We start from the raw sequence: 17586 nt of genomic DNA, 5'->3' as shown, positions 1-17586 counted from the left end.
TTGCAGTAGGGACGCAGACCCGGCTACGTCCTAGGGAACACCACTCACCAGGGCGTGGTGGTTTTCCCCCACCCCTCCACCCCCCCCACCCCCCCAATCCGTTGTCGACGGTCGTGCACGACGGCCGGCGCGCGTGCGCCGCCCCCGGACACACGTCGGCCGCCGTCCTCGCCCGGACCGGCCGCACCCGGTCGACGGTGGCGAGGACGGCGGCAGCTGCGCGCCGTGCTCCGCGAGGCCCGTACGGCTATGCCGTGGGCTGCTCCTGCTCGGCGTGGTCGTCGGCGAGCGCGGAGGTCAGGTAGCCCACGATCTCGCTCACCGTGGGGTAGTTCCACAGCAGGGTCGCCGGCAGGGCGATGCCCAGGTCGCGTTCGAGCGCGACGCGCACCGCCGTGGCGAGCAGCGAGTCGACCCCGGCCTCGGTGAGGGGCCGGTGCAGACCGACGGCAGCGGGCTGGACGCCCAGTACGGAGGCGACCCGGGCCCGGACCTCATCGAGCAGGTAGGTGACCAGCTCGTCACCGGACAGGCCGACCCAGTCCGGCACTTCGGCCGGCTCCGCGGCGTCGCCGCGGGCGAGTTCGGCCAGCAGCGCGGGCCGCGGACCGGTGTGCCCGTGCCGCAGGCCGAGCACGGCCACCAGTCCGCTCGACGGGTGCGCGACCGTCTGGTCGAAGGCGCGCAGCGCGTGCTCGGGCGCGATGTCGGTGGTGCCGCGGGCGGCGAGTTCGACGTCGGTCGCCTCGGCCGAGGTCGCCATGCCGAGGCCGCGCCAGCTGGTCCAGGCGAGGGAAACCGTCTCCCGGTGCCCGGTGCTGCGCCGGTGCGCGGCCAGCACGTCGAGGAACGTGTTCGCGGCGGCGTACGCGCCCTGGCCGGGCAGTCCGAGCAGCGGCCCCGCGGACGAGAACAGCACGAAGAAGTCCGTGGAGCCTGGCGGGAACAGCTCGTGCAGGACCAGCGCGCCGTCGGCCTTGGGACGCATCACCGCACGCAGGTCGTCGGCGGCCAGCCGGTGCATCAGGGCGCTGTGCACGGTGCCGGCGGCGTGCACGACGCCCCGGACGGGCGGCAGGTCGAGCGCGTCGAGCGCCGCCCTGGTCGCCACCGGGTCGGTGATGTCGGCCGCGACGGTGCGGACGGTGACGCCGGCCGCCTCCAGACGCCGTAGCGCCTCCACCCGCGGGTCGTCGTCCGACCACTGGGCCCGCGGCGGCACGGGCGTGCGGCCCAGCAGCACGATGCGGCGCGCGCCGCGCTCGGCCAGGTGCCCGGCGAGCTCCAGTCCGAGCACACCGAGACCACCGGTGATCAGGTACGTGCCCTCGGGCCGGCAGGTGAACGGCTCGCCGTCCAGGGCGAGTTCGGCGGGCATGAGCCGCGGCACGCGGACGCCCTCCTCGGCGACGGCGACCACCGGCTCCGCGGGCCTGAGGTGCAGCAGGTTGAGCAGCAGCCGGGCGCTGCGCTCGCCGAGCGGTCCCGTCGAGAGGTCGACGACACCGCCCCAGAACTCGGGGTGTTCGCTCGCGGCGACGCGGCCCATGCCCCACAGCGGCGCCTGCGCGAGCGCGCCGGCCGAGACCGCCTCGCGCACCCCGCTCGTCAGGCACCACAACAGCGGCTTGCGGCCCGGCAGCGCTCCGACCTCGGCGACGAGCCGGGCGAACTCGACCGCCACGTCGGCCGGTTGGGCCACCTCTGCGCCGTTCGTAACGCCCGGTGCGAACAGGACGTGCTCGGCGTCGGCGAGTGACGTCCGGTCGACGCTCACGGTCGCACCGTGCGCCGCGGCCTCGGGCACCAGGGAACGGGCCAGTTCGGTCGGCCCGAGCACCAGCACCGTGCGGCCGGTCAGCGTGGTCTGCGCCTCCGCGTCCACCGGGAAGTCCTGCCAGGCCACTTCGAAGCGCCCGGCGCCCAGGTCCTCGTCCGACAGATCGCCGTCCAGCTCGCCGTAGTGCAGCCCGCGCAGGCACAGCAGCGAGCCGGCGTCGTCGCCCTCGCCGCGGATGTCGACGTGCACGGTCGTGGGACGGTCCGCGTCCAGCCGTACGGCGATGGCCGCCCGGCGCGGTGGCGCCCCGGCACGCGTGACCTGGTCGATGTGCGCGGGCATGCGCAGCATGGCAGGCCCGGGGAAGATCACCGACGCCATGGACAGCGCGGCGTCCAGGATTGCCGCCCAGCTGCGGTCGAGGGGGGCGCTCGCGACGGCGGTCAAGGTGCCCTCGCCGCGCCGGAGTTCGTCGATCGTCCAGGGGTATCCCATGTCCGCCACGCCGAGTTCGGCGAGCCGGTCGACGACGTGTCCGGTGTCGAGCACCTCGGAGCCCTCCGCGGTGACGGGCTCCACCGCTTCCGCCGCGCCGACGGCGGCCAGGGTGTGCGTGGCCCATGCCGTGTCCGGTGCGCCGAGGCGGCGCGAGACGAGCCGCAGCGCCGTGCCCTCGCGCACGATCTGCACCTCGCGCGTCTCCGTCTGCGGCACCACGACCGGCTGGCGCAGCCGTACGTCGTTCAGTTCGTCGGTGTGACCAGCGGTGAGGAAGGTGTTGATCAGCACCGCGGCCGGCACGATCTCCGTGCCGAGGACGGGGTGCCGGCGTGGATAGGGACGGGTGCGCAGGTCGAGCGTGGTCTGCCAGACACGGGTGTTCGAGCCGTGCACCGCCGTCTCGGAGCCGAGCAGCGTGTCCACCGGCGGCTGGACGCCGACGGGTGCCTCGACCCAGTGCCGGTCGTGCTGCCACCCGGTCGTCGGCAGATCGGCACGGCGGCCGACCGGCTGCAGGACCGACCACTCGACCGGGACGCCGTTGCAGTGCAGCCGCGCCAACGAGGTCAGCAGCGTGGACCGTTCGGGCCGGCGGCGGCGCAGGCTGGGGGTGACGAGGGCGCCGGGCACGTGGGAGACGACCTCGTTGATGGAGTGCCCGACCACCGGGTGCGCGGAGATCTCCAGGAACAGCCGGTGGCCGTCCTCGACGGCGGCCTGGACGGCCTGGTGGAAGCGGACCGGGTTGCGCAGGTTGGCCGCCCAGTAGCTCGCGTCCTGGCGGCGGCCGCAGCGCGGGTCGTCGACGGCGGTGAGGTAGACCGGCACGTCCGGCGTGCGCGGCTCCAGTTCGGCGACGGCGACCGCGAGGTCGGCCGCGGCCTCGTCCATGTGCGGGCTGTGGAAGGCCACGTCGGAGTCGATCCGGCGGACGGTCCAGCCCAGTTCGGCCCACTGCTCGGCGGCCTCGTCGACGGCCGGGATGTCACCGGCGACGACCGTGGACGAAGGGGCGGCGGCGATGGCCGCGCACAGCGTGTCGGTCGCGCCGATGCGGTCGCGCACCTCGTCGAACGGCCGGTCCACCATGATCATGGCGCCCTTGCCTGCGACCTTGCGCAGCAGCACGGAGCGGCGGCAGATGAGCCGCGCGCCGTCCTCCTCGCTCAGCACCCCCGCGGTGACCGCGGCGGCGATCTCGCCGACGGAGTGCCCGATGATCGCGCCCGGCCGCACGCCGTAGCGGCGCCAGACCGCGGCCAGACCGATCTGCACGGCGAAGAGCATGGACTGGATGACGTCCACCGAGTCGAGCTCGCCGCTGGTGAGCACCTGGCGCGGCGTGATGCCCATCTCCTCGGTGTAGATGGGCCCGAGCCGGTCGATCGCCGCGGCGAACACCGGCTCCTGGTCGAGCAGTTCGCGGCCCATGCCCGCCCACTGCGCGCCATGGCCGGAGAACACCCACACGGGGCCGGCGACCGGGCCCGCGGCCTCGCCGGTGACGACGTTCGGGTGCGGCTCGTCCGCGGCCAGTGCGGCGAGTCCTTCGGCGAGTTCGTGCCGGCCGGAGGCGATGACCGCGGCGCGGGCGCCGAGGTGGGCGCGACGGTGGGCGAGGGTGTGTCCGACGTCGGCGAGCGCGTGCCCCTCGAGCGTCTCGGCGAGGCGCCCGGCCTGTCCGACGATGCCGGCGCCGGTGGCCGAGGACAGAGGGTAGAGGGTCGGGCCGTCGGGCTCGGCGCTCGCGGATCCGGCGGTGTCCGGCGCGGGAGGTGCCTGCTCCAGTACGACGTGCGCGATGGTGCCGCCGTACCCGTAGCTGGCCACACCCGCGAGGCGCGGGCGGCCGGACGCGGGCCACTCGGTGGGCTCGGTGACCAGGCTCAGCCCGGACGTGTCCCAGGGGATGTCGCGGCGCGGGCCGCTGACGGACAGGGTCGGCGGGATGACACCGTGCTCCATGGCGAGCGCGGTCTTGATGAGGCCGGCGATGCCGGCGGCCGCCTCGCAGTGCCCGATGTTGGTCTTCACGGAGCCGATCAGGCACGGCCGGCCGCCCTCGGGACGGTCGCCGACGACCTCGGCGAGGGCCGTCGCCTCGATGGGGTCGCCGACCCGGGTGCCGGTGCCGTGCGCCTCGACGTAGTCGACCTCGTGCGGGGCGATGCCCGCCGCCTCGTAGGCCTTGCGCAGCAGATGGGCCTGCGCGGTGGGGCTGGGCGCCATGATGCCTTCGGTACGGCCGTCCTGGTGGACGGCGCTGCCGCGGATCAGGGCGAGGACGCGGTCCCCGTCGCGCACGGCGTCGGAGAGGCGCTTGAGTACGACGACGCCGCAGCCCTCACCGCGTCCGTAGCCGTCGGCGGCCTCGTCGAAGGCCTTGGAGCGGCCGTCGGGTGAGATCGCGCCCGCCATGTCGAGGACGGTCGTCAGGCCGGGGCCCGCCATGAGCATCACACCGCCGGCGAGCGCCACCGGCACCTCGCCGCTGCGCAGGCTCGCGCACGCCTGGTGCACGGCGACGAGCGAGGACGAGCAGGCGGTGTCGACGGCGAGGGACGGGCCGCGCAGGTCGAGGGTGTAGGAGATGCGGTTGGGCACACCGCACAGCGAGGAGCCGATCCCGGTCCACGCCTCGACGCCGGGCAGGTCCTCCAGCAGGCGGCGGCCGTAGTCGTCGGTGCCGACACCGATGAAGACACCGGTGTCGGTGCCGGCGAGGGAGGTGGGCGGGATGCCGGCGTGCTCCAGGGCCTCCCAGGCGACCTCCAGTGCGATGCGCTGCTGCGGGTCCAGCTGACGCGCCTCGGTCGCCGAGATGCCGAAGAACGCGGCGTCGAATCCGGAGATGTCGTCGAGGAACGATCCGCGCGCGGTTACGCGGGTCAGGACGGCGGCGTTCTCGCGGGACTGCGTGCGCTGCGGTGCCCACCGGTCCTCCGGTATCGGCCCGGACGCGTCCTGGGCGTCCATCAGCAGCTCCCACAGTGCCTGTGGGGAGTCGGCGCCGCCGGCGAAGCGGCAGCCGAGGCCGACGACCGCGATCGGCTCGGACGGGTCGGGGGACGAGCTGGGGGACAAGGGGGACAGCTCACTCATGGAGTCACCGCTCACGGTTCGATGCCGATCTCGGGAGACGACGTGGGGAGTTGTCTCGCGCACGGCCATCGGGCGCGAGAGGGACGAGAGGGGAAGGGAAGGTCCTGGTCTCTGGGAGTGCGCGGCGCGCGTCAGAAGTACATGACCGCCTTGTCCCAGTCCTCGCCCTCGGCGAACAGGTAGCGGGCCTTGAGGATGTCGCGCCGCGCGGTCAGCGCCTCCGTCGGGACGAGCGTGCCCAGGGGCAGGCCGGTGATCCGGTGCGGGACGCCCAGTTCGCGCTCGAGGGCGGCGCCGAGCTCCTTGGCGGCCTGCTCGCGCACCGCATCCGGCGCCTCGAACTCCAGGCGCAGTAGGTCGGAGTGCGCCATGGCCCGCCAGAACATCACCTCGTACTCCGCCGGAAGGCTGAACACCAGCTCTTCCAGCCTCTGCTGGGTCACGACGGCGGAGCCCACGGTGTGTTCCGCGCCCGCCCGGCCGAGCACCGTGACCGTCGGCAGCAGCCAGCCGCAGGAGCACGCGTCGGTGGACACCTCGACCTCGTCGGCGAGGTTGTAGCGCAGCAACGGCATGGCGTCGCGGTACAGCGGAGTGACCACCATCTGGCCGCGGCCGGAGTCCGAGAGCACACCCGTCTCGGGGTCGTACACCTCGAAGATCGCGCGGTCGGCCCACAGGTGCATCCGGCCCTCGGGACACTGCCCGGCGATGGTGCCGGTCTCCGTGGAACCGTATTCCTCGACGACCGGGATCCCGCCCCAGATCTCGCTGAGCCGCCGTCGGCGGACCTCGGTCAGCGGCTCCGCGGCGGTGAACATGGCGCGCAGGGCGGGGAAGTCCTTCTCCGGGCGCAGCCCCGCCGCCTTGGCGGCCGCCGCCAGCATGGTGATCTCGGTCGGGTTGCACCAGGTGAGCGTCACGTCGAGGGTCTTCAGGACGCGCACCATGCGCGAGAGCGGCGTGGCCAGCGAGCGGGCGTCGCCGGGCACGACGGTCGCGCCGCGCAGCCGACCCGCCGCCTGTGCGAGATGGCCGGTGATGACCAGGCCGTAGGGAGTGCGGACGAGGAAGGTGTCGGAGGGCTCGATGCCGACCCACTTGCGGGCGTACCGCTCGGCGAGGTCGGTCCAGTCCTCCTCCGTGTAGTACGAGGCGGTGGGCTCGCCGGCGGTGCCGCTGGACTCGTGGTAGGTGGCGAGTTGCTCGCGTTCGACGGCGAGCATCCCGAACGGGTACTGGTCGCGCAGGTCCTGCTTGGTGGTCAGCGCTATGCCGGCGAAGTCGTCCGCCGTGCGGGGCGGCGCGACGCCCTCGTAGCGGGCCGCGTAGAAGGGCGACCGCAGGGCCTGGGCGAGGATCCTCGGCAGCTGGGACCGCTGCAGTTCGGCCAATTCGGCGGGGGTCGACCAGTCACCGGGTTCCGGACGCGAGCGCGACATTCACATCTCCCTCGTGTGTGCCCCTGGGGCCTGTCTCATGGATCAGCCCGGAGCGGCGGGGCCGTGGCGCGCACCCCGCTCACCGGCGTTCGCCCGGTGCTGTCTTGTGGTCCGGACAGCTCCGGGAAGACAGGCCCCGGCCGCGCGGGGGACCTCACGCGGCGGCTGCACGGGCATTAGCACAGCAATTCGGCCAGGACCGCGGCGCGAGTAGTCGCCACTCAATTAGGCCATCCGGGGCGGCACTTACCCCGTCCATACCTGGTGCTCCACCGGTGCTCACCGCTGGACGCTCCCCACTTCGGGGACGGGCGGGCCGTGGGGCTTGAGTGCCGCCCACTCATGAGACCGGGTGGCCCTGGTGCTGTGCTTGCCGCCGAAGCACCGGAGCGTACGCCGCACCTCAGCACGACATGTCCCCGACACTGACGCACCCGCTCTGTCCAGGGTTGCCTCAGTCCGGATCAGCCGCCCGGACCGGCCCGGATCGCCGCGGCCCCGGGGCACTTCCCCGCACGGCCGCGCCGCCACGCGTCACGAGCACACGCACCAGGACACGCACCAGGACACGAAGGAGTCGGCTCGATGAGGACTGCGAACCTGTATCTCGCCGGGATCGGCAGCCATCTGCCGCCGTTGGTCCCGGCCGAGCGCGCGGTCGCCGAGGGACTGTACGACGAGGAGGCGCGGCAGGCCTCCGGCATGCGGTCGGCCGCCGTGAGCGAGTCGACGCCGGCCCCGCAGTTGGCGATCGACGCGGCCAGGGCCGCACTGGCCGACTCCGGGCACGGCCCGGACGACATCGGCATCCTGCTGCACAGCTACACCCACCACCAGGGCCCCGACGGCTGGTCGGCGGTGCACTACATCCTCAACAACACGGTCGACCGGCCGGTGCCCGCCGTCGAGATCAAGCAGGGCTGCCTCGGCATGCTGGCCTCGCTGGAGATCGCCGCCAACCGTCTGACCGCCAACCCGACGCATGACGCCGCGCTGATCACCACGGGCGACAACTACTCCACCCCCGGCGTGGAACGCTGGCGCGCCTCGGGCCTGTTCGTGCTGGCCGACGCGGGCTCGGCCGTGGTCCTCTCACGCCGGTCCGGCTTCGCCGAGCTGCTCGCCCTGGACTCGCTGTCCGACTCCTCCATGGAGATCCTGCACCGCGCCGGCGAGGAACTCTTCCCGCCCGGTGTCACGCGCGGCCGCGGGCTGAACTTCGCCGAACGCGCCGAGAAGGTCCGTGAGCAGTGGGCGGCCGGTCAGGCCCCGCCCATCAAGAACTTCGGCGACCGGGTCGCGGAGATCGCCGAACGCACGCTCAAGCAGGCCGATGTGACGTGGGATCAGATCGCCAAGGTGTGCCACGTCGGCTTCGGCCGGCCCGCCCTGGAGGCGATGTTCCTGCTGCCGCTCGACGTGCCCGAGCACCAGACGGTCTGGGAGTACGTCAGCACCGTCGGGCACACCGGCGCCGCCGACCTCTTCCTGGGCCTGGAGCACGTGTGGCGCACCGGTCAGGTCAAGCCCGGCGACCACGTCCTGCTGATCGGCGCGAGCACCGGCATGGAGGCCGGCGCCGCCGTGGTCCGCATCACCGAGTCCGCGTACACCACCCGGTCCTCGACCAGCACCGACTCCTCGTCCACGGCCCAGTCCTCCTCCGCCACCGAATCCGACTAGGAGCGATGACATGCTCGACGGATTCACCCCCTGGCCCGAGGACGTCGCACAGCGCTACCGCGACCAGGGCATCTGGCGCGGCGACACGCTCGGCACGATGCTGCGCGAGGCCGCGCGGCGGTACGGCGACCGGACCGCGCTGATCCACGGCGATCGCCGGATCAGCTACGTCGAACTCGACCGCTGGGCGGACCGGTTGGCGGCCGGCTTCGCCGCGCACGGCCTTCGCGCCGGCGACCGCATCGTGGTCCAGCTGCCCAACGTGCCGGAGTTCATGGCGATCGCGTTCGCACTGATGCGGCTCGGCGTGAAGCTGGTCTTCTCGCTGCCGGCGCACCGGGCCACCGAGATCACTCATCTGGTGCAACTGAGCGGAGCGGTCGGCTACTTGGTGCCGGAGACGCACCGCGGCCACGACTACCGCGAACTGGCCCGGCAGGTCAGGGCCGAGACCGGCACGCTCAGCTCCCTGTTCGTGCTGGGCGCGAAGACGGACGGGTTCGTCTCGGTCGCCGAGCTGGAGGCGGCCGCCCCGGACCCGCGCCCGCTGCCCGAACCGGACCCCGCGGACGTGGCGTTCTTCCTGCTGTCCGGCGGAACCACGGCCCTGCCCAAGCTGATCCCCCGTACCCACGACGACTACCTCTACATGTCGCAGCGCGCGGCCGCCGTGTGCGAGCTCAGCGAGGACGACGTATATCTCGCCGTCCTGCCCATCGAGTTCAACTTCGCCTTCGGCTGCCCCGGCCTGATCGGCACGTTTCTCACCGGCGGCACCGCGGTCCTCGCCGACACCCCCAATCCGCTGGACTGCTTCCCGCTGATCGAGCGGCACCGGGCCAGCGTCACAGCGATGGTGCCCTCGATCATGGCGCTGTGGCTGGAGGCCGCCGAGTGGGCCGAGGACGATCTGTCCAGCCTGCGCCTGGTGCAGGTCGGCGGGGCACGGATGACCCGCGAGTTCACCTCCCGGATCGAGCCGACACTGGGTGCGCGGCTGCAGCAGGTGTTCGGCATGGCCGAGGGTCTGCTCACCTTCAGCCGGCCGGACGATCCGGCGGAGTCGGTGCTCACCACTCAGGGCAAGCCGGTCTCGAACGCCGACGAGCTGCTGATCGTCGACGAGGACGGCAGGCCGCTGCCGCCCGGCCGGATCGGCGAGCTGATCACCCGCGGTCCGTACACCCTGCGCGGCTACTTCCGGACGCCCGAGCACAACCGGCGCGCGTTCACCGAGGACGGCTTCTACCGCAGCGGTGATCTGGCCCGGCTCACCGAGGACGGTGACCTCGTCATCGAGGGCCGGATCAAGGAGACGATCATCCGCGGCGGGGACAAGATCGCCGCGGGCGAGGTCGAGGACCTGCTGCTCGCCCACCCCGGCGTCGCCGCGGTGGCCGTGATCGGCGTGCCCGACGAGTTCCTGGGCGAGCGGATCTGCGCCTTTCTCGTCGCCGAGGGCCCCAAGGTGTCCCTCGCCGAACTCAAGCAGGCCGTGCACGCGCAGGGCGTGGCCGACTACAAGCTGCCCGACCTCGTGCGCTATGTGCCCGAACTCCCCCTGACCCCTCTCGGCAAAGTCGACAAGAAGGCGCTGGCCGCACACGCCGCGTCCGAGCAGGAAGGCTGACGTGGACACCTCTCCGATCCCGACCGAACGCGAGCTGCGCGCGATCGTCGCGCCCGTGCTGGGCATCGAGCCCGGCCGGATCGAGCCGGACGCCAACCTGGTGCTGCTCGGGCTGAGTTCGCTGGAGATCATGCGGCTGGTCAGCCGCTGGCGCAAGGCCGGCATCCCGGTGCAGTTCGACGCCCTGGTCGCCGCGCCGACGTTGAGCGGCTGGTCCGCCCACTTCGGTTCGCTGGCCGCGTCCGCCCCGACCGACCCCGGGGCCGCGTGATGAGCGCACTGCTGATCACCGGCGGCACCGTCTACACCGCCGATCCGCAGGAGTCCGTGCACGAGCGTGGCGCGGTCCTCATCGTGGACGACAAGGTCGCTGCCGTGGGCCCGGCCGCGCACGTCGAGCAGAGCGTCGCCGCGCTCGCTCCGGCCCTCCGGTCGCAGCTGCGCACCTTCGACGCCGGCCGGATGATGGTGCTGCCCGGCTTCGTGAACGCGCACTGGCACGAGATGTTCGCGATGGGCTTCACCATGCGCGGCGCACTCCGCCCGGCCTCCGACCGAGGCGACCAGGCCGCCTTCATGGCCGGCGGCGGCGACATGCACCAGATCTCCGGCACCTTCGACCGCTTCGACGGCCTGATCGAGGCGATGACGCCGGACGAGGCGCAGGCCATCGCCGAGTACTCGATGTGGATCCAGTTGCGCGGCGGGGTGACGACCCTCGGCGACATGGGCTCGCTCAACCGGCCGCTGTCCATGGTCGCCGCCGCCCGCCGCATCGGTCTCCGTTTCTCCGCGAGCACCTGGGCGAGCGACGCCGTCTGCCCGCCGGACCGCTCCCGTTACGTGCGCACCCGTGACGCCGACACGGTCCTGGCCGGCTTCGAGTCGCTGCTGGGCGCGGTCGCCACGGACACCACGGGCCGGATCCGGTGCCGCCCGAACATCTCCTACGTCACCAACATGACCGACGAGCTGGCGCGCGGCATGGCCGATCTGGTCGTACGGCACGACCTGCCGTTCGCCACGCACGTGGGTGCGTTGCGCAACGAGGTCGAAGCGATGCGCACGTACTACGGCGAGACCGGGCTGCGCCGGCTGGAGGAGGTCGGCCTGGTGGGCGACCGGCTGATGGCCGGGCACGCCGCCTTCCTGGACGAGCACGAGCAGAAGCTGATGCTCGCCACACGGGCGCACATCAGCCACTCCCCCGGCAAGTACGGCCCCTCCGGCGAGTCCTCGCTGACCGAGACCGGTGTGGTGCCGGCACTGCGCCGGGCAGGTCTGGATGTGTCGCTGTCCACCGACGCGGCCGCGCTGCCGGGTGCCGGCATGGCCGAGACGATGCGCGCGGCGTGGCAGATGTACAACGAGATGAGCGCCGACCCGACCGAGGTGCTGCCCACCGACGCGCTCGCCATGTCCACCAGGATCGCGGCCAAGGGGCTGTGCTGGGAGGACGCCGTCGGCAGCCTGGAGCCCGGCATGCAGGCCGATCTGCTGCTGGTCCGCACCGACGACTGGCGCTATGTGCTCAATCCGCGGCCGCTGGAGAGCTTCCTGTGGCTGGGCGGCTCCGCCGACGTGGACACGGTGATCGTCGGCGGCCGCACCCTGGTGGCGAACGGCAGGGGCGTCGAGGTGGACGAGGCGGCCCTGCGGGACCGCTATCTGGAGGCACTGCGCGGCTTCACCACGCGCGCCCTGCGCGTACCCGCCGAGGCGGTCGACGCCGTACTGGGGAGGGTGGGCCGATGACCGCTTCCGACACGGCGGACAAGGCGCCCGGCACGGAATGGTCCGGGGCCGCCGTGGTGACCGGGGCGGCCGGCGGCATCGGCGCCGCGGTGGCCACCGCCCTGGTGGCCGCCGGAGTCCCCGTCGCGCTGCTGGACCGGGAGCCCGTGCCGCTGTGGGAGCTGGCGGACGATCTCGGCGGATCCCACGGGGGCGTGCTGGCACTCCCGGTGGACGTCACGGACAGCGTCGACGTGGACACCGCGATCGCCAAGGTCGAGGCCGAACTGGGCCCGATCGCCTACCTGGTCAACGGCGCCGGAATACTGCGCAGCGGCCCGGCGCCCGAGCTGAGCGACGAGGAGTGGGACGCCACGCTGGCGGTCAACGCGGGCGGAGTGTTCCGCGTCAGCCGGGCGGTGGCCCGGCTCATGATCCCGCGCGGGCGGGGGTCCATCGTCACGATCGCCTCCAACGCGGCCCTCACCCCCCGGACTTCGATGGCGGCGTACGCCGCCTCCAAGGCGGCCTCGCTGATGTTCACCAAGTGCCTCGGCCTGGAGCTGGCCCGGCACGGGATCCGCTGCAACACCGTCGCCCCGGGATCGACTCGCACCCCGATGCTGACCGCGCTGCAGGGCGACGCCGCCGAACGGGCCTCGGTGAACGGAGTGCCGGAGGCCTACCGGGTCGGCATCCCCCTGGGCCGGATCGCCGAACCCGCCCACATCGCCGACGCGGTCCTGTTCCTGCTCTCCGAGCGGTCCGACCACATCACCCTGCAGGACCTGACCGTGGACGGCGGCGCGGCGCTGGGCGTCTGACAGCGGATCCCGTGGACCGGGCGCCGGCCCACCTCACCAGACCAACTCCCCTCCAGGACCGGCCCTTCGTCGGGCCGCCCGACCGGACCCCTCCTCCAGGTCCGGGCCGGAGGGTGCCCGGGACCGACACTCCCCCACGGTCCCGGGCGCCCTCACCGGCGCGCGGTCGGTGTTCCCGAGCCCCGGGGACCGTTGCCGTCCGTCATCCGACCAGGAAAGGAACCCGACGTGGCGATCGCACCGATCGACCCGTATCCGATGCCCCGGCCCGCCGAGCTGCCGTCCAACACCGTGTCCTGGAGCGTCGACCCCGACCGGGCGGCGCTGCTGGTGCACGACATGCAGCACTACTTCCTCGCTCCCTTCCGATCCGGCGCGCAGCCGCACGCGGATCTGGTCGCCCACGTCCAGGTGCTGCGCGAGCGCTGCACCGGCCTCGGCGTGCCCGTCCTCTACTCGGCACAGCCCGGCGACATGACGCCCCCGCAGCGCGGTCTGCTGGCCGACTTCTGGGGTCCCGGCATGTCGTCGGCCCCGGAGGACAGCGGCATCCCCGACGCCCTCGCGCCCGGTGAGCGCGACACGGTCCTCACCAAGTGGCGGGCCAGCGCCTTCCATCACACCCCGCTGCTCGAACTGCTCCGTGAGCAGGGCCGCGACCAGCTGATCATCTGCGGGGTGTACGCCCACGTCGGCATCCTGCTCACCGCCTGCGACGCCTTCGCGCACGGCGTCCAGCCGTTCGTGGTGTCCGACGCGGTCGCCGACTTCACGCCCGCGTACCACCGGATGGCGCTGGAGTACGCCGCGTCCCGGTGCGCCGTGGTCCTGCCGACCGCGGCGGTGCTCCAGGCCCTTCCGGCGGCGGCCCCCGCAGCGGTGGGAGACCGGTCATGACGTCCCTGGAGGAACTGGCCGCGGGCGGGCAGCCGTTCGCGCTGCTGCACCGGCCCGAGAGCGGCGTGAGAGGCCATGTCGACCTGTTGCTGGGCGAGTTCTCCGAAGTCGGGGGGATCGAGCAGCTGCCGGTGCCCGACTTCGGGGATCCCGGTACCCACGAGGTCCTCGCCGTGCTGCCGTACCGGGTGATCGGCGAACGCGGCTACGACCACCACGACGACGGCGAGCCGGTGCTCGCGATGCCGGTGCGCGAACAAGCGCTGCTGCCCGTCGACGAGGTGCTCGACACCGTCCTGGCCTGGCCCGTCGCCACCGACGAGGGCCGTTTCGACCTCGACGACGAGGCGTACGGGGAGCTGGTGCGCCGCGTCCTCGCCGATGAGATCGGGCACGGCTCCGGCGCCAACTTCGTCCTCAAGCGCACCTACGTCACCGAGATCCCCGGCTGGTCGGCGCGTACAGCACTGGCGTTCTGGGGCCGGCTGCTGCGCGGCGAGCCCGGCGCGTACTGGACGTTCCTGATCCACACCGGCAGTCGCACCTTCATCGGGGCCAGCCCGGAGCGGCATGTCAGCCTCGACGACGGCGTCGCCGTGATGACCCCGATCAGCGGCACCTACCGCTATCCGGACGGCGGGCCGACCGTCACCTCCGTGCTGGACTTCCTCGCCGACGGCAAGGAGACCAACGAGCTGTACATGGTCCTCGACGAGGAGCTGAAGATGATGAGCCGCGTGTGCGACGACGCGCACGTGGCGGGGCCGCAGCTCACGGAGATGGCCCACCTCGCCCACACCGAGTACCGCATCACCGGCCACAGCGGCCGGGACGTGCGCGAGATCCTGCGGGAGACACTGCTCGCCCCGACGGTGACCGGCAGCCCGGTGCAGAGCGCCTGCCGGGTCATCGCCAAGTTCGAGCCCAGCGGCCGGAGTTACTACTCCGGTGTCGCGGCCCTGATCGGCCGGGACGACCGGGGGCGGCGGCGCATGGACTCGGCGATCATGATCAGGACGGCGGACGTCGACGCGGCGGGCCGGGTGCGGATCGGCGTCGGCGCGACGCTGGTGCGCGACTCCGACCCCGTCCAGGAGGCCGCCGAGACGCGGGCGAAGGCGGCGGGTCTGCTGGCCGCCCTGGACCGGGTCGCCGAGCGGCGCCGCCCGGCCGGCCTGGGAGAGCACCCGCGGGTGCGGGCCGCGCTCGCCGCGCGCAACGCACCGCTGTCCGAGTTCTGGCTCGCCCCGGCGCCGGTCCGGCCGGCCACCCGGGACAAGGTGCTCATCATCGACGCGGAGGACACGTTCACCGCGATGGGCGCGCTGCAACTGCGCAGCCTCGGCCACGATGTGACGATCCGCCGCTACGACGAGCCGTACCGCCTGACCGGGTACGACCTGGTGCTGCTCGGCCCTGGCCCCGGCGACCCGTGCGATACGGACCACCCCAAGATCGCGCATCTGCGGGCGGTCACCGGCAGCCTGCTCAACCTGCGGATCCCGTTCGTGTCGGTGTGCCTGAGCCACCAGGTGCTGTGCTCGCTGCTCGGGCTCGAGGTGCGCAGGCTGGACGTCCCGAACCAGGGAGTGCGGCGCACGGTCGATCTGTTCGGCACCGCCGAGCCGGTCTACTTCTACAACACGTTCGCCGCGTACAGCGGCGGCGCGCTGCTGGACAGCCCGCTCGCCCGGGACCTGGTCGAGGTCGCCCGCGACCCGGCGACCGGCGAGGTGCACGCGCTGCGCGGCCCCGGTTTCACCTCCGTGCAGTTCCATCCCGAGTCGGTGATGACGCTGCGCGGCGCTTCCATCCTGGACGACCTGGTCGCCGGCGCCCTGACGCCGGCACCTCACCGAGCGGAGCTGACGGCGTGACCCCCCTGCTCGAACTGCCCGCCGAACAGCACCCGGTGCACACCGCCTGGCGCTCGCTCCCGGCCGGTCAGCAGCCGGCCTGGCCGGACGCCGCCGCGCTGGACGCCGCGGTCGCCACGCTCTCGGCGAGCCTGCCGCTGGTGATGCCCCGTGAGTGCGACACGCTCAAGAGCCGGCTGGCCGCGGTGGCGCGCGGCGAGGCGTTCCTGGTGCAGGGCGGTGACTGCGCCGAGGCCCTGGACACCGTCAACGCCTCCTCCATCAACCGGACGGTGGGCACGCTGCAGCAGCTGGCCACCGTCTTCGGGTATGTGATGTCGCTGCCCGTGGTGACGCTGGCCCGCATGGCCGGGCAGTACGCCAAGCCGCGCTCGAAGGACACCGAGACGCGAGACGGCGTGGAACTGCCGGTGTACCGGGGCGACGCGGTCAACGGGCACCCCTTCACGGCGTCCGCCCGCACCCCGGACCCGCACCGGCTGGTCCGCGTCTACCACACCTCTGCCGCCACCCTGAATCTGGTACGGGCGTATGGCGCCGGTGAGCACGCCCGGCCCGAGCAAGTACGGATCGCCCTAAGGCAGTTCACCGTCACCTCACCGGGCTGCGAGCGGCACGAGGCGCTCACCGAGGAGATCGAGCGGGTCAGCGGCTTCACCGGCACCGGCGACGGCTGGCACACGCCGGGCGAGCTGTTCATGTCCCACGAGGGGCTGCTGCTGGACTACGAGTCGGCGCTGACCCGCGTCGACGCGGCCACCGGACGGCCGTACGCCACCTCCGGGCATCTGCTGTGGATCGGTGAGCGCACCCGCCGGCTCGACGGCGCGCACGTGGAGTTCTTCTCCCGGATCAGCAACCCGATCGCCGTCAAGGTCGGCCCGGGCACCGGCGTCGACGACGTGCTCGGCCTGATCGAGCGGCTCTCGCCCGAGGGCGAGCCGGGCCGGCTGACCCTGGTGGCCCGGATGGGCGCCGGGAAGGTGCGGGAGGTGCTGCCCGGCCTGGTCGAGAAGGTCACGGCCGAGGGGCTGCCGGTGGCCTGGGTGTGCGACCCCATGCACGGCAACACCATCGGCGCGCCGAGCGGTCACAAAACCCGCCGCTTCGACGACGTCCTCGACGAACTGACCGGGTTCTTCGAGGTGCTGCGCGGCCTCGGCGCCCACCCCGGCGGGGTGCATCTGGAGCTGACCGGCGACGACGTGACCGAGTGCGTCGGCGGCGGCGCCGGCCTCGGCTACGCCGACCTGCCCAAGCGCTACCGCTCGTTGTGCGATCCGCGGCTGAACCGGGACCAGTCGCTCGACCTTGCGTTCCGGGTCGCCGAACTCCTCGACGTCGCGGGCGCACCGGGCGCCGAGGAGGCGCTGCGATGACGGACCTGTGGCTGCTGCCCGAACCGGCGGCGGTCGCTTTCGTCGAGGGCATGGGCGGCGAGCGGCTGCTCGACGAGGAGGAACGGGCCCGGATGGCACGGATGCTGATGCCGCGCCGGCGTCGGCAGTTCCTCGCCGGACGGCTGCTGTGCCGGCACGCGCTGAGCATGCGGACGGGGCATCCCCGCGACGGCTGGCGGTTCCCGGTGGACGAGTTCGGGCGGCCCGAGCCCCGACCCGACCGGTACGGCGTGCGGTTCAACGTGTCGCACACGGACGGCCTCGTCGTCTGCGCCGTGACCGACGGCGCGGCCTGCGGCGTGGACGTGGAGGGCCCGCTGCCCGAGGAGTCCGCCGCCCATGTCGCCCGCTTCTTCTCCCCCACCGAACGCGCCGAACTGGCGGCCCTGCCCCCGGACGAGCGCGCCGACCGCACCCGGGAGCTGTGGGTGCTCAAGGAGGCGTACCTCAAGGGCCTGGGCATCGGGGGGCGGCGCGACTTCGACAGTTTCGCCTTCGCCCCGCGCACCGCCCCGCACATCACCGTGCACGACCCGCAGCAGCCGCGCGGCAGCCGCCCCGGCTGGTGGTTCGAGCTGCTGCGACCGGTCTCCGGGCACACCCTCGCCCTGGCCGTCGAGGGCGGCCGGGCCGACGACGTACGCCTGATGGACCTGACGGATCCGACCAGCCTGAACGAACCGATCGCCGTATCGGGCGTCTGACGACGACGGGAG

At 72.9% G+C, this 17586-nt stretch carries 11 protein-coding genes; 9 read left to right on the top strand and 2 right to left on the bottom strand.

Annotation, left to right across the window (positions count from 1 at the left end; translation table 11 throughout):
• Window positions 1-247: 247 nt before the first annotated feature.
• Window positions 248-5383 carry an SDR family NAD(P)-dependent oxidoreductase gene (locus tag ACFQ6S_RS05285; RefSeq protein WP_383403764.1) on the bottom strand — a complete coding sequence of 1712 codons (5136 nt, stop codon included), beginning with the start codon at window positions 5381-5383 and terminating at the stop codon, window positions 248-250.
• 131 nt (window positions 5384-5514) lie between these two features.
• Window positions 5515-6825 carry a phenylacetate--CoA ligase family protein gene (locus tag ACFQ6S_RS05280; protein WP_383403761.1) on the bottom strand — a complete coding sequence of 437 codons (1311 nt, stop codon included), beginning with the start codon at window positions 6823-6825 and terminating at the stop codon, window positions 5515-5517.
• A gap of 585 nt (window positions 6826-7410) precedes the next feature.
• On the opposite strand from ACFQ6S_RS05280, the gene ACFQ6S_RS05275 reads away from it, so the two are divergent.
• The 9 genes from ACFQ6S_RS05275 (at window position 7411) to ACFQ6S_RS05235 (ending at window position 17574) form a co-directional block, all read left to right on the top strand.
• Window positions 7411-8508, top strand: coding sequence for a ketoacyl-ACP synthase III family protein (locus ACFQ6S_RS05275; RefSeq protein ID WP_383403758.1), 1098 nt, complete (start codon window positions 7411-7413; stop codon window positions 8506-8508).
• A gap of 10 nt (window positions 8509-8518) precedes the next feature.
• On the top strand, window positions 8519-10138 hold the full coding sequence (locus ACFQ6S_RS05270; protein WP_383403755.1) for a (2,3-dihydroxybenzoyl)adenylate synthase: 1620 nt from the start codon (window positions 8519-8521) through the stop codon (window positions 10136-10138).
• A 1-nt stretch (window position 10139) separates the two neighbouring features.
• Window positions 10140-10409 carry a phosphopantetheine-binding protein gene (locus tag ACFQ6S_RS05265; protein ID WP_383403751.1) on the top strand — a complete coding sequence of 90 codons (270 nt, stop codon included), beginning with the start codon at window positions 10140-10142 and terminating at the stop codon, window positions 10407-10409.
• A complete protein-coding gene (locus tag ACFQ6S_RS05260; protein ID WP_383403748.1) occupies window positions 10409-11893 on the top strand; it encodes an amidohydrolase family protein in 1485 nt (494 codons plus the stop codon). Before ACFQ6S_RS05265 ends, ACFQ6S_RS05260 begins: the two co-directional genes overlap by 1 nt.
• A complete protein-coding gene (locus ACFQ6S_RS05255; protein ID WP_383403745.1) occupies window positions 11890-12696 on the top strand; it encodes a 2,3-dihydro-2,3-dihydroxybenzoate dehydrogenase in 807 nt (268 codons plus the stop codon). Before ACFQ6S_RS05260 ends, ACFQ6S_RS05255 begins: the two co-directional genes overlap by 4 nt.
• A 228-nt stretch (window positions 12697-12924) precedes the next feature.
• Window positions 12925-13593 carry an isochorismatase family protein gene (locus ACFQ6S_RS05250; protein ID WP_383403742.1) on the top strand — a complete coding sequence of 223 codons (669 nt, stop codon included), beginning with the start codon at window positions 12925-12927 and terminating at the stop codon, window positions 13591-13593.
• Entirely contained in the window at window positions 13590-15470 is a 1881-nt protein-coding gene (locus tag ACFQ6S_RS05245) for an anthranilate synthase family protein (protein ID WP_383403739.1), read from the top strand. Before ACFQ6S_RS05250 ends, ACFQ6S_RS05245 begins: the two co-directional genes overlap by 4 nt.
• Window positions 15467-16849, top strand: coding sequence for a 3-deoxy-7-phosphoheptulonate synthase class II (locus ACFQ6S_RS05240; protein WP_383403736.1), 1383 nt, complete (start codon window positions 15467-15469; stop codon window positions 16847-16849). The genes ACFQ6S_RS05245 and ACFQ6S_RS05240 overlap by 4 nt, the downstream gene beginning before the upstream one ends.
• Window positions 16846-17574: a 4'-phosphopantetheinyl transferase family protein gene (locus ACFQ6S_RS05235; protein ID WP_383403733.1), complete on the top strand. Its 729-nt coding sequence runs from the start codon at window positions 16846-16848 to the stop codon at window positions 17572-17574. Before ACFQ6S_RS05240 ends, ACFQ6S_RS05235 begins: the two co-directional genes overlap by 4 nt.
• The last annotated feature ends 12 nt before the right edge of the window (window positions 17575-17586 follow it).

The organism is Streptomyces sp. NPDC056479 (genome assembly GCF_042795335.1).
GTDB lineage: Bacteria > Actinomycetota > Actinomycetes > Streptomycetales > Streptomycetaceae > Streptomyces.
Note: the sequence above shows the minus strand (reverse complement) of the source record. Positions and strands in the feature narration are given on the sequence as shown.

Excerpts from the sequence above, each read along its gene's own strand:
- ACFQ6S_RS05285 (WP_383403764.1), bottom strand. The coding sequence starts at position 5,383 with ATGAGTGAGCTGTCCCCCTTGTCCCCCAGCTCGTCCCCCGACCCGTCC.
- ACFQ6S_RS05280 (WP_383403761.1), bottom strand. The coding sequence starts at position 6,825 with ATGTCGCGCTCGCGTCCGGAACCCGGTGACTGGTCGACCCCCGCCGAA.
- ACFQ6S_RS05275 (WP_383403758.1), top strand. The coding sequence starts at position 7,411 with ATGAGGACTGCGAACCTGTATCTCGCCGGGATCGGCAGCCATCTGCCG.
- ACFQ6S_RS05270 (WP_383403755.1), top strand. The coding sequence starts at position 8,519 with ATGCTCGACGGATTCACCCCCTGGCCCGAGGACGTCGCACAGCGCTAC.
- ACFQ6S_RS05260 (WP_383403748.1), top strand. The coding sequence starts at position 10,409 with ATGAGCGCACTGCTGATCACCGGCGGCACCGTCTACACCGCCGATCCG.
- ACFQ6S_RS05255 (WP_383403745.1), top strand. The coding sequence starts at position 11,890 with ATGACCGCTTCCGACACGGCGGACAAGGCGCCCGGCACGGAATGGTCC.
- ACFQ6S_RS05245 (WP_383403739.1), top strand. The coding sequence starts at position 13,590 with ATGACGTCCCTGGAGGAACTGGCCGCGGGCGGGCAGCCGTTCGCGCTG.
- ACFQ6S_RS05235 (WP_383403733.1), top strand. The coding sequence starts at position 16,846 with ATGACGGACCTGTGGCTGCTGCCCGAACCGGCGGCGGTCGCTTTCGTC.